Source organism: Streptomyces sp. SID10853 (assembly GCF_010548145.1).
GTDB lineage: Bacteria > Actinomycetota > Actinomycetes > Streptomycetales > Streptomycetaceae > Streptomyces.
This window is the reverse complement of sequence record NZ_JAAGLN010000015.1, coordinates 25,468-37,276: the sequence shown is the minus strand read 5'-3', so window position 1 is coordinate 37,276 and position 11,809 is coordinate 25,468. Positions and strand designations below refer to the sequence as shown.

14 protein-coding genes are annotated in these 11,809 nt (G+C 70.4%); 2 read left to right on the top strand and 12 right to left on the bottom strand.

Going from position 1 to position 11,809, the window contains the following annotated elements:
- Position 1: 1 nt before the first annotated feature.
- From kdpB to G3I19_RS05635, 7 genes are all read right to left on the bottom strand, one after another.
- Entirely contained in the window at positions 2–2,098 is a 2,097-nt protein-coding gene (gene kdpB, locus G3I19_RS05660; RefSeq protein ID WP_164260133.1) for a potassium-transporting ATPase subunit KdpB, read from the bottom strand.
- Positions 2,095–3,774, bottom strand: a complete 1,680-nt coding sequence (gene kdpA / locus G3I19_RS05655) for a potassium-transporting ATPase subunit KdpA (RefSeq protein WP_164260131.1) — start codon at positions 3,772–3,774, stop codon at positions 2,095–2,097. Before kdpA ends, kdpB begins: the two co-directional genes overlap by 4 nt.
- A 5-nt stretch (positions 3,775–3,779) precedes the next feature.
- A complete protein-coding gene (kdpF, locus tag G3I19_RS05650; RefSeq protein WP_164260163.1) occupies positions 3,780–3,863 on the bottom strand; it encodes a K(+)-transporting ATPase subunit F in 84 nt (27 codons plus the stop codon).
- 11 nt (positions 3,864–3,874) lie between these two features.
- On the bottom strand, positions 3,875–4,009 hold the full coding sequence (locus G3I19_RS38020; protein ID WP_275402695.1) for a hypothetical protein: 135 nt from the start codon (positions 4,007–4,009) through the stop codon (positions 3,875–3,877).
- Positions 4,010–4,234: 225 nt separating this feature from the next.
- Positions 4,235–5,005: a DUF3710 domain-containing protein gene (locus G3I19_RS05645; protein WP_164260129.1), complete on the bottom strand. Its 771-nt coding sequence runs from the start codon at positions 5,003–5,005 to the stop codon at positions 4,235–4,237.
- Position 5,006: 1 nt separating this feature from the next.
- The gene (dut, locus tag G3I19_RS05640) at positions 5,007–5,522 is read right to left on the bottom strand and encodes a dUTP diphosphatase (protein WP_164260127.1); all 516 of its coding nucleotides are present in this window, start codon (positions 5,520–5,522) and stop codon (positions 5,007–5,009) included.
- Positions 5,519–6,103, bottom strand: a complete 585-nt coding sequence (locus tag G3I19_RS05635; RefSeq protein WP_164260125.1) for a PaaI family thioesterase — start codon at positions 6,101–6,103, stop codon at positions 5,519–5,521. Before G3I19_RS05635 ends, dut begins: the two co-directional genes overlap by 4 nt.
- 58 nt (positions 6,104–6,161) lie before the next feature.
- Here G3I19_RS05635 and G3I19_RS05630 point away from each other — a divergent pair, with 58 nt between their 5' ends.
- Complete coding sequence (locus G3I19_RS05630; RefSeq protein WP_164260123.1) at positions 6,162–6,614, top strand: DUF3093 domain-containing protein; 453 nt, start codon at positions 6,162–6,164, stop codon at positions 6,612–6,614.
- 100 nt (positions 6,615–6,714) lie between these two features.
- Here the strand turns inward: G3I19_RS05630 and G3I19_RS05625 are convergent, their stop codons facing one another.
- The 4 genes from G3I19_RS05625 to G3I19_RS05610 form a co-directional block, all read right to left on the bottom strand.
- Positions 6,715–7,731: a hypothetical protein gene (locus G3I19_RS05625; protein WP_164260121.1), complete on the bottom strand. Its 1,017-nt coding sequence runs from the start codon at positions 7,729–7,731 to the stop codon at positions 6,715–6,717.
- 11 nt (positions 7,732–7,742) lie between these two features.
- Positions 7,743–8,039 carry a DUF4193 domain-containing protein gene (locus G3I19_RS05620; RefSeq protein WP_164260119.1) on the bottom strand — a complete coding sequence of 99 codons (297 nt, stop codon included), beginning with the start codon at positions 8,037–8,039 and terminating at the stop codon, positions 7,743–7,745.
- A 395-nt stretch (positions 8,040–8,434) separates the two neighbouring features.
- Positions 8,435–9,667: an ATP-binding protein gene (locus G3I19_RS05615; protein WP_164260117.1), complete on the bottom strand. Its 1,233-nt coding sequence runs from the start codon at positions 9,665–9,667 to the stop codon at positions 8,435–8,437.
- Positions 9,668–9,674: 7 nt separating this feature from the next.
- Positions 9,675–10,328: a response regulator transcription factor gene (locus G3I19_RS05610; RefSeq protein ID WP_164260115.1), complete on the bottom strand. Its 654-nt coding sequence runs from the start codon at positions 10,326–10,328 to the stop codon at positions 9,675–9,677.
- A gap of 309 nt (positions 10,329–10,637) precedes the next feature.
- Between G3I19_RS05610 and G3I19_RS05605 the strand changes: the two genes are divergently transcribed.
- Positions 10,638–10,847 carry a hypothetical protein gene (locus G3I19_RS05605; protein WP_164260113.1) on the top strand — a complete coding sequence of 70 codons (210 nt, stop codon included), beginning with the start codon at positions 10,638–10,640 and terminating at the stop codon, positions 10,845–10,847.
- A 132-nt stretch (positions 10,848–10,979) separates the two neighbouring features.
- Here the strand turns inward: G3I19_RS05605 and G3I19_RS05600 are convergent, their stop codons facing one another.
- The gene (locus tag G3I19_RS05600; RefSeq protein WP_164260111.1) at positions 10,980–11,780 is read right to left on the bottom strand and encodes an inositol monophosphatase family protein; all 801 of its coding nucleotides are present in this window, start codon (positions 11,778–11,780) and stop codon (positions 10,980–10,982) included.
- Between the last annotated feature and the right edge of the window lie 29 nt (positions 11,781–11,809).

The following is an 11,809-nucleotide window of genomic DNA, read 5'->3' as shown; positions in this document are numbered from 1 at the left end:
GTCACCCGATGCCAGGTATGAGGGAGATGAGCAGATCGATGATCTTGATGCCGACGAACGGGGCGACCAGGCCGCCGAGCCCGTAGACGCCGAGGTTGCGGCGGAGCATCCGGTCGGCGCCGGCCGGCCTGTACCGCACGCCCTTCAGCGCCAGCGGCACCAGCGCGACGATGACCAGCGCGTTGAAGACGACAGCCGACAGGATCGCCGTCTCGGGCGACGAGAGCCGCATGATGTTCAGCTTGTCGAGGCCCGGGTACGCCACCGCGAACATCGCGGGGATGATCGCGAAGTACTTGGCGACGTCGTTGGCGATCGAGAACGTCGTCAGCGCGCCCCGGGTGATGAGCAGCTGTTTGCCGATCTCGACGATCTCGATCAGCTTGGTGGGGTTCGAGTCCAGGTCCACCATGTTCCCGGCCTCCTTGGCGGCCGATGTCCCGGTGTTCATGGCCACCCCGACGTCCGCCTGCGCGAGCGCCGGGGCGTCGTTCGTCCCGTCGCCCGTCATCGCGACGAGCTTGCCGCCGGCCTGCTCACGCTTGATCAGCGCCATCTTGTCCTCGGGGGTGGCCTCGGCGAGGAAGTCGTCGACACCGGCCTCCTGGGCGATGGCCCGGGCCGTCAGCGGGTTGTCGCCCGTGATCATGACGGTCCTGATGCCCATCCGGCGCAGCTCGCCGAACCGCTCCCGCATGCCTTCCTTGACGACGTCCTTGAGGTGGATGACGCCCAGCACCCGGGCGCCGTCCCGGTCCTCGACGGCGACGAGCAGCGGGGTGCCGCCCGCCTGGGAGATCGCGTCGGTGAGCGTCTGCGCGTCCTGTGACACCTGGCCGCCCTGCTCCCGTACCCAGGCCACCACGGAGCCGCTCGCGCCCTTGCGGATCCGGCGGCCGCCGGTGTCCACACCCGACATCCGGGTCTGCGCGGTGAAGGAGATCCACTCGGCCCCTGCCGTCTCACCGCGGCTGCGCTCGCGCAGCCCGTACCGCTCCTCGGCGAGTACGACGACCGAGCGGCCCTCCGGTGTCTCGTCGGCCAGTGAGGAGAGCTGCGCCGCGTCGGCGAGCACCGCCTCCGTGACGCCACGGACGGGGACGAACGCGGCGGCCTGCCGGTTGCCCAGCGTGATGGTGCCGGTCTTGTCGAGCAGCAGGGTCGACACATCGCCGGCGGCCTCGACCGCGCGTCCGGACATGGCCAGCACATTGCGCTGGACGAGCCGGTCCATGCCCGCGATGCCGATCGCGGAGAGCAGCGCCCCGATGGTGGTCGGGATCAGACAGACCAGCAGCGCGGTGAGGACGGTCATCGACTGCTTCGCACCGGCGTACGTCGCGAACGGCTGGAGGCTCACGACGGCCAGCAGGAAGACGATGGTGAGCGAGGCGAGCAGGATGTTCAGGGCGATCTCGTTGGGCGTCTTCTGCCGGGCGGCGCCCTCCACCAGTCTGATCATCCGGTCGATGAAGGTCTCGCCGGGCTTCGTCGTGATCCTGACGACGATCCGGTCGGAGAGGACCTTCGTACCGCCGGTGACGGCCGAGCGGTCACCGCCCGACTCCCTGATGACGGGGGCCGATTCGCCGGTGATCGCGGACTCGTCGACCGAGGCCACCCCTTCGACGACGTCGCCGTCCCCGGGCACGGTGTCACCGGCCTCGCAGACCACCAGGTCGCCGATGCGCAGCGCGGTCCCCGGCACCTGCTCCTCCACGGCGCCGTCGAGGCGCCGGGCGACGGTGTCGCTCTTGGCCCTGCGCAGCGTGTCGGCCTGGGCCTTGCCGCGGCCCTCGGCGACCGCCTCCGCGAGATTGGCGAAGACCGCGGTCAGCCAGAGCCAGCCGGTGACGGCCCAGCCGAACCAGTCCCCGGGATCCTTGAGGGCGAACCCGGTGGTGACCACCGAACCGACCTCGACCACGAACATCACCGGCGACTTGACCATGATCCGCGGGTCGAGTTTGCGCAGCGCGTCGGGGAAGGAACTGAGCAGCTGCCGGGGGTCGAACAGGCCGCCGCCGACGCGGCCTCCGGGCTTCGGGCCCTGCGGTGCGCCCTGGTGCGGGGCGCGGGCCGGGGTGAGGGTACTCATGACGCCAGCCCTTCAGCGAGCGGTCCCAGCGCGAGCGCCGGGAAGTAGGTCAGACCAGCGATGATCACGATCGTGGAGACGAGGAGCCCGGCGAAGAGCGGCTTGTCGGTGCGGAGGGTCCCGGAGGTCTCGGGGACCTGGCGCTGCTCCGCGAGCGAGCCGGCGAGGGCCAGGACGAACACCATCGGCACGAAACGGCCGAGCAGCATCGCGAGTCCGATGGTGGTGTTGAACCACTGGGTGTCGGCGCCGAGACCGGCGAAGGCCGAGCCGTTGTTGTTGGCGCCTGACGTGTAGGCGTAGAGGATCTCCGAGAAGCCGTGCGCCCCGGAGTTGGCCATCGAGTGGCCGGGGGTCGGGAGCGCCATCGCGGCCGCGGTGAAGCAGAGCACGAGCGCCGGGGTGACGAGGATGTAGCAGGCCGCGAGCTTGATCTCCCGGACGCCGATCTTCCTGCCCAGGTACTCGGGGGTGCGGCCGACCATCAGGCCCGCGATGAACACCGCGATGACCGCCATGATCAGCATGCCGTAGAGGCCGGAGCCGACACCGCCGGGCGCGATCTCGCCCAGTTGCATCCCGAGCAGCGTGATGCCCCCGCCGAATCCGGTGAAGGACGAGTGGAAGGAGTTGACCGCGCCGGTCGAGGTGAGCGTGGTCGCCACCGAGAAGATCGAGGAGCCGCCGGTCCCGAAGCGGGTCTCCTTGCCCTCCATCGCACCGCCCGCGATGTCGAAGGCGGGGCCGCCGTGGTGGAACTCGGTCCACATCATCAGGGCGGTGAAGGCGATCCAGATGGTCACCATCGTCGCCAGGATCGCGTAGCCCTGCCGGACGGAGCCGGCCAGCCGGCCGAAGGTGCGGGTCATCGCGAAGGGGATGACCAGGATCAGGAAGACCTCCAGGAGGTTGGAGAGACCGTTCGGATTCTCGAAGGGGTGGGCGGAGTTGGCGTTGAAGTAGCCGCCGCCGTTGGTGCCCAGCTCCTTGATGGCCTCCTGGGAGGCGACGGCGCCGCCGTTCCACTGCTGCGATCCGCCGCCGAACTGGCCGACCTCGTGGATCCCCGCGAAGTTCTGGATGGCGCCGCACGCCACCAGGACCAGTGCGCCGACGACGGCGACGGGGATCAGGATGCGGACGGTGCCACGGACCAGGTCGGCCCAGAAGTTGCCCAGTTCACCGCCGCCGGACGCGGTGGTACGGGAGCGGGCGAAGCCCCGTACGAGGGCGATGGCTACGGCCATGCCGACGGCGGCCGAGACGAAGTTCTGCACCGCGAGGCCGCCGGTCTGCACGACGTGGCCCATGGCCTGCTCGCCCGCGTACGACTGCCAGTTGGTGTTGGCGACGAACGAGGCGGCGGTGTTGAACGCCTGGTCCGGGTCGATCGACCGGAAGCCCAGCGAACCGGGCAGCGCGCCCTGCGTCCGCTGGAGCAGATAGAGGAAGAGGATGCTCGCCAGCGAGAAGGCGAGGACCCCGCGGAGATACGCCGGCCAGCGCATCGCGGAGTCGGGATCGGCGCCGATGGCCCGGTAGATCCACTTCTCGACCCGCAGATGCCGGTCGGAGGAGTAGACGCGGGCCATGAAGTCGCCGAGGGGCCGGTAGACCAGACCGAGCGCCACGATGAGCGCGAGCATCTGGAGCGCTCCGGCGAGTACGGGGCTCATCAGGCTCAGAACCTCTCCGGGTGGACAAGGGCGAGGACGAGATAGCCCAGCAGGGCGACGGCCACCACGAGGCCGATCACCGCTTCCACGGCAGAACCGGTCACAGCTTCGACACCCCCTTGGCGATGAGCGCCACCAGCGCGAAGACCGCGGCCATGGTGACGACGAAGGCCACATCGGCCATCGTGAGCTCCTGAAACAGTTCGAGGATCGGAAGTGCGGACTCCCTGAGCAAACCCCCTCGAAAGGCGCCTCAGCCGTTCGTTGACGCCACCCATACGGCGAGGGGCCCGCCCTTGACGCGATCCCTACGCACCCCCGTGTGACCGGGCGCACACGGCTGTGACCAGCAGAAAGGCCGGTGGCCCGCACCCCCGTCGGGGAGTGCGGGCCACCGGCCCTGCTGTGCTGTGCGCGCTGTCTCCGTGTGTGGGACGGGGCTCAGCGGGTGGGACGGAGGTCAGCGCACCTCGGTGATCTCCGGGCCGCGCTGGAGCTGGCCCATGCCACCGGAGAAGCGCGAGCCCTCCTGCTCCTCCTGCTGGACACCGTCAGGCATCATCTGCGCGTCGTCCGGCAGCTTGAGGACGATCGGGTCACGGGGAGCCATCGGCCCCTCACCCCGGACGACCACGGTGTCCCGGAAGATCTGCTCCAGGACCCCGGCCGCCTCGGGCTGGACCGCGCCCTGCCCGGAGATGACCCCGCGCAGGAACCAGCGCGGGCCGTCGACGCCGACGAAGCGCACCAGCTGCACGCCGTTCGTACCGTCGGGGAGCTGGACGGGCACCTGGGCCCGCAGCTCCCAGCCGAGGGGGCCCTCGACCTCGTCGATGATGCCGCCCTGCTGGGTGATGCCCGAGGCGATCTCCTCGCGCACCTCACCCCAGATGCCTTCCTTCTTCGGTGCCGCGAAGCCCTGGAGCTGGACGGCACTGTCGCGCAGGACGACCGTCGCCGCGACGATCGCGTCGCCCGCGACCTCGACGCGCAGCTCCATGCCCTCGACTCCGGGGACGAACAGACCGCCCAGGTCCACCCGCCCCTCGGCCGCCTCACGGACCTCGGAGATGTCCCAGGGACCGTCCGGCCGGGGAGCGGGAGGCAGCCCGGACCTGTGCGTCTGGCTCACCTCCGCCGACTCATCGCCTGCGGCGTCTTCGCCGTCGAACTGCCCGGCCTCGCCCGCCGCGTCCTCGTCGGAACCGCTGTTCTTGCGACGTCCGAACACGTCACTGTCCTTCCCGGTCGGATACGACCGATGCGTATCGATTCCCACCCTGTGGCCCGCCCACAGCGGCATGTCCGCCGGTGGACCCGAAGCCCCCTCCGGCCCGTGCCGAGCCGGGAAGCTCCGCCACCTCATGGAAGCGCACCTTCTCGACCTGCTGTACTACCAGCTGGGCGATCCGGTCGAAGCGCTCGAACCGCACCGTCTCGCGCGGATCGAGATTCACCACGATCACCTTGATCTCTCCACGGTACCCGGCATCCACCGTCCCCGGGGCATTCACCAGGGCAACTCCGCAGCGGGCGGCGAGCCCGGACCGCGGGTGCACGAACGCGGCGTACCCGTCGGGCAGCGCCACCGAGATCCCGGTGGGCAGCACGGTCCGCTCCCCCGGCGCCAGCTCGGCGGCCTCGGTGGTCATCAGGTCGGCGCCCGCGTCGCCCGGGTGCCCGTAGGCGGGGAGCGGCACATCGGGGTCGACGCGGTGGATCAGTACGTCCACGGGGGCACGGGTCATGGGTTCACCTCGAAGGCGCGGGCGCGCTTGATCTGGTCGGGGTCGTCCATCGCGGCCCTGATCTCCTCCGGCCGCCCGTTCTCGGTGAAGTGGTCGACCTTGACCTCGATGAACAGGGCGTCGGCGCGGACCGCGACGGGCCCGTCGGGGCCGCCGATCCGGCCGGTCGCGGTGGAGTAGATCTTCCGGCCGCTCACCGCGGTGACCCGGGCCTGCAGGTGGAGCGCGGTGCCCACCGGGACGGGCCGCACGAAGTCGGTCTCCAGCCGGCCGGTCACCGCGATGACCCGCAGCAGCCAGTTCAGCGATCCGAGCGTCTCGTCGAGCGCGGAGGCCAGGACACCGCCGTGCGCGAGGCCCGGTGCGCCCTGGTGGGCGGGTTTCACGGTGAATTCGGCGGTGACGGTCACACCTTCGCCGGCCCGCGCCTGGAGGTGCAGCCCGTGCGGCTGTCCCTCGCCGCAGCCGAAACAGTGCGCGTAGTGCGCTCCGAGGAGCTCTCCGGGGGCCGGGGCATCGTGGTGGCGCACGGGCGCTATGGCGTCGGCCGGGGGCGTCAGCCCTGAAGATGTTCGTGTCACAGCCGCAGACATTACCCGCGCGGCAACCCGGGGACGCCACCATGCCAAGCTTGGCTTTATGCAGCCTTACGAAGAACGTCTCACCGCGCCCCGTTCCTGGTGGCTCATCGCCCTGCTCGTCGGGGTCGCGGGCGCGCTGATCACCCTGCCCCTCGGCACGCTGCCGATGCTCGGCGGCCTGGTCGGCGGGGCGGCAGTGGCGGGCATCATCGTGAGTTCGTACGGCTCGGTCCGTATCCGGGTCGTCGCCGGGTCGCTCGTCGCGGGCGACGCGAAGATCCCGCTGTCCGCGCTGGGCGAGGCCACGGTGCTGGACGCCGAGGAGACGGTCGCCTGGCGCTCGTACAAGGCCGATCCGCGCGCTTTCATGCTGATGCGCAGCTATGTGCGGACGGCTCTGCGGGTGGAGATCACGGACCCGGCCGACCCGACGCCGTACGCCTACCTCTCGACCCGCGATCCCGAGGCGCTCAAGGCCGCCCTGACGGGTGTGACCGCCGCCCAGGGCTGACGCGGCCTGCGGGCGCTACAGCTCCGCCGTCGTTCCTGCTCCGCGGTCTTTCCTGCTCCGCGGTCTTTCCTGCTCCGCGGTCTTTCCTGCTCCGCGGCCGTTACGGCTCCGCGGTCTTTCCGCCGGGAAGCTCCTTCGGCTTCTCGCCGGGAAGCTCCTTCGGCTTCTCCAGGGGCGGCAGCTCGGGAAGGGCGTCCCACGGGACCTGGCGCTTGCGCATGTCCTTGCGCACCTTGTCGGCGAGTTTCCTGGTGTCCCTGCGGTTCATCACGGCGCCGACGGTGGCGCCCACCATGAACGGCATCAGGTTCGGCAGGTCGCGGACCGTGCGCTTCATGATCTGCTGGCGCATTTCGCGCTTCATCTGGCCGCCGAGCGCGGTGAAGGTGGCGGGCTTGGTGATGTCGAAGCCGCGCTCGCCCGACCACGCGTGCAGATAGGCGGTGGAGCGCTCCTTGAGGCCGCCCGGCGGGCGCATCCCGTAGACCTCGTGCAGTTCGGCGATGAGCTTCAGCTCGATCGCCGCGACCCCGGTGATCTCCGCGGCGATCTCGGCCGGCATGGCGAGCGGTACGGGCAGCATCGCGGCCGCTCCGATGCCAGCGCCGACGGTCGATGTCGCGTTGGCGGCCCCCGCGACGAGCCGGTCGGCGATCTCCTCCGGGCCGAGCCCGGGAAAGTGCTTGCGCAGTGTCGTGAGATCGCGGACCGGGATCCGGGGTGCGATGTCGATGATGCGGTCGGCGATGTACGCGAACCCCGCTTTCGCGCCTGCCCCGCCCTTCTGGATGCCGTGCTGTATCCCGTGCTGTATTCCCTGCACGCCGTTCCTGAGAGCGCCCAGCCGACGGGCCCCGGTCGTGGGTCCGTCCTGCACGCCCCGCGCCACCGCAGCGAAGGGCGCCGCTTCGTCGAGCGAGGCCGGAAGGCCCCGCTCGTCGTCACGTGCGCTGCTGACGAGCGCGCTCGCCCCGTGGTCGTCCTCCTCCGGGGGCCGGAGGGCGGGGGGCTCGGCGGGCGCTTCCGCACCCTCTGCCGGGCCCGTACGGCCCTGCTGGTCCTCGGGGGAACCCTTCCGCCGGAAGCGTCGCTTCCGGGACGGTGTCGCGCCTGCCACGGCCGGCTGCCTCAGTCGCAGTCGCGGCAGATGGGCTGGCCGTTCTTCTCGCGCGCCAGCTGACTGCGGTGGTGCACCAGGAAGCAGCTCATGCAGGTGAACTCGTCGGCCTGGCGGGGCAGCACCCGCACCGACAGCTCTTCGTTGGACAGGTCGGCGCCGGGCAGTTCCAGGCCCTCGGCCTGCTCGAACTCGTCGACGTCGACAGCGGCTGTCGACTTGTCGTTCCGACGTGCCTTGAGCTCTTCCAGACTGTCCTGGTCGCTGTCGTCGTCGGTCTTGCGTGGAGTGTCGTAATCCGTAGCCATGTCGCGCTCTCCCCCTCTGGGTATTTGCGGTGTCTCCAGCGCACGTAACGCGTGAGAGGCCGGACTTGTGCCCGACCCGAGGCGGAGATTTTGCCTCACATCAAGGTCTGTTACTCAATCGACACCCAACCGGATCCCCGGGGAGAGATCGATTTGGATGGCGATCGGGACCGTACACGGTCCCGGGGTGGCGCTTTGCGGGCGCCACCCCGTGTACTTCCCGTGATCGCACCCCCTGGAAACCCAGGGTTTTCCCGGGTTTTCGGGGATTTGCGGATAACGGAGAGTAGGTGGACGGAAAATCGCCCCTGTGACCGATCGCACATCTGTCTTACGGGAACGCGTCCCGAAAATTCCGCGCAAAGCGAACATCCGGCCTACCCCCGCCGACCGGCTCAGACAGGCAACGTGACACGCATCACCAGGCCGCCACCCTCGCGGGGCTCCGCGATGATACGGCCTCCGTGGGCGCGGGCGACGGAACGCGCGATGGACAGACCGAGTCCGACGCCCTTGTCGCTGCCGGTCCGCTCGGTGCGCAGGCGCCTGAACGGCTCGAAGAGGTTGTCGATCTCGTAAGCGGGAACCACGGGGCCCGTGTTCGAAACCACCAGCAGCGCCTGGCCCGGCTGCAGTTCGGTGGTGACCTCCACCCAGCCGTCCTCCGCGATGTTGTACCGCACGGCGTTCTGGACGAGGTTGAGGGCGATCCGCTCCAGCAGGATGCCGTTGCCCTGCACGACCGCGGGCGACTGCTCCCCGCGGATCTCCACCCCCTTCTCGGTGGCCTCCGCCAGGGTCTGGTCGATGGCCCTGGTGGCCACTTCGGCCAGGTCGACCGGCTTGCGCTCGACGATCTGGTTGTCGCTGCGGGCCAGCAGCAGCAGCCCCTCGACCAGCTGCTCGCTGCGCTCGTTGGTGGCCAGCAGCGTCTTGCCGAGCTGGGTGAGCTCGACGGGCGCGCCCGGGTCGGAGAGGTGCACCTCCAGCAGCGTGCGGTTGATCGCCAGCGGTGTGCGCAGCTCGTGCGACGCGTTGGCGACGAACCGCTGCTGCGCGGTGAAGGCACGCTCCAGCCGGTCGAGCATCTCGTCGAAGGTGTCGGCGAGCTCCTTGAGCTCGTCGTCAGGGCCGTCCAGCTCGATCCGCCGGGTCAGGTCCGTGCCCGCCACGCGGCGGGCCGTGCGGGTCATCCTGCCCAGCGGGGACAGCACCCGCCCGGCGACCGCGTAACCGAAGGCGAAGGCGATGATGCTGAGGCCCACCAGGGCGTACAGCGAGCGGGCCAGCAGATGGTCGAGCGCCTGCTGGCGCTGGTGGTTGACGCAGGAGTTCATCGCCTCGTTGAACTGGTCGGCCGACCCCCCCTTGGGCAGGTTGCACACCTCGCTGGTGACCGAACCGGTGACGATCTTGAAAGGCAGCTGGCCACCGACGTTGAGCGCCTGCGCCGCCAGCATGTAGATGATCGTCAGCAGCAGGATGCCGGCGATCAGGAACATCCCGCCGTAGAGCAGCGTCAGACGTATCCGGATCGTCGGCCGCAGCAGCGGGGAGAGGGACTCCGAGCTCTTCGGGTCCCAGGTCGGTTTGGGCGGTGCCGGTGGCGCCGCCGGGCTGGTGGCCACGGGGCGCTCAGATCCGGTAACCCGAGCCCGGCACGGTCACGATGACCGGGGGCTCACCGAGTTTCCGGCGCAGCGTCATGACGGTCACCCGTACGACGTTGGTGAACGGATCGGTGTTCTCGTCCCACGCCTTCTCCAGGAGCTGCTCCGCCGAGACGACGGCGCCCTCGCTGCGCATCAGCACTTCGAGCACGGCGAACTCCTTGGGGGCCAGCTGGATCTCGTGGCCCTCCCGGAAGACCTCACGGCGGTTGGGGTCCAGCTTGATGCCGGCCCGCTCAAGGACGGGTGGCAGGGCGACCGTCGTACGGCGCCCGAGTGCCCGGACCCGGGCGGTCAGCTCGGTGAAGGCGAAGGGCTTGGGCAGATAGTCGTCCGCGCCCAGCTCGAGCCCCTCCACGCGGTCGCTGACATCGCCCGAAGCCGTCAGCATCAGGACCCGGGTGGGCATGCCGAGTTCGACGATCTTGCGGCAGACGTCATCACCGTGGATGACCGGCAGGTCCCGGTCGAGGACCACGACGTCGTAGTCGTTGACCCCGATCCGCTCCAGGGCCGCGGCGCCGTCGTACACGACGTCGACGGCCATGGCCTCCCGGCGAAGTCCGGTGGCCACCGCATCGGCGAGCAGCTGCTCGTCCTCGACGACGAGTACGCGCACGGCGCTTGTCCTTCCGTTACAGCCCGTGTCCGGGCAGGGTCTGGCCTGGGGTGTGTACTTCCATCCTGCCCCGTACGGCCATAAACCGGCTGTAAGGCAGTGCCCGGCACCGGACGGCGGGGAATTCAGGGATTCCCGGTGCGGTTGAGGTTTCTTCGAGGCGGAGCAAGGGGAGGACGACTGCACACCCGCCGATCACGCCCTGTACGGGGCGCGCCACACCTCGCTCCGCCACCACCGGGGACGCGTGATCAGTTGATGACCCTCGGCACACCCCCGTGCCACCGACCCACGACGAGGGGGCGCACCATGGACGCATTCACCGCAGGTCTGCTGCAGCGGATAAAGGCCACCCAGACCGACCTGACGCGTGCCCGCGAGTCCGGCGACGACTTCCTGGCGGAGGTCGAGCAGGGCGAGCTGGACGATCTTCACCGCCTCGCGGCCGAGCACGGCGTGACCGTCGGACCGGCCCTGACCGCCGAGTCCGGCGCGGACATCCGCACTGCGGGCGTCTGACCCGCACGGCTCACTCACGGAGCCCCCCGGCACCACGGAACGGTGCCGGGGGCTCCGTATGTCCGGACCCCGTGCGGAGCCAGGCGCGTGCGGCGCCGCCGGGCGTGTGCGGCGCCGGGCCGCCGTAGGCGCTCAGTCGTGCCAGGCGCCGTACTCCTCCAGCAGCGCCTGGAGCGGCTCGAAGACGCCCGGCGACGCGGCGACCGTCAGATCGTCCGTGGGGCGCTCCCCCGGGCGTCCGCCGGTCAGTGCACCCGCCTCGCGGGCGATCAGGTCACCGGCCGCCCGGTCCCACGGGTGCAGCCCCCGCTCGTAGTACCCGTCGAGCCGGCCTGCCGCCACATCGCAGAGGTCGATCGCCGCCGAGCCGCCGCGCCGGATGTCGCGCAGCTGCGGGATGAGCCGCTGGGCCACGGCCGCCTGATGGGTGCGCACCGTCGCCACGTAGTTGAAACCGGTCGACACCAGGGCCTGGTCGAGCGGGGGCGCGGGCCTGCACCGCAGCCGCGCTCCGCCGAGGTGGGCGCCACCGCCGCGCACCGCGTGGAAGGTCTCGCCGCGCATCGGTGCGGCCACCACCCCGGCGACCGTCTCGCCGTCCTGCTCGGCTGCGATGGAGACGGACCAAGTGGGCAGCCCGTAGAGGTAGTTCACGGTGCCGTCCAGCGGGTCGATGACCCAGCGGACACCGCTGCTGCCCTCCGCGCTCGCGCCCTCCTCGCCCAGGAAGCCGTCGTCGGGGCGGAAGTCGGTCAGGTAGCCCGTGATGAGCTTCTCGGCCGCGATGTCCATCTCGGTGACGACGTCGATGGGGCTGGACTTGGTGGCCGCCACCCCCAGGTCGGCGGGGCGTCCGTCACGCAGCAGCGCCCCGGCGCGCCGGGCGGCCTCCAGGGCCAGTTCGAGCAGTTCGGTGTGGAGCGGGTCGGTCACGGTTCTCCCTCGGATCGCGCGTACGGGCA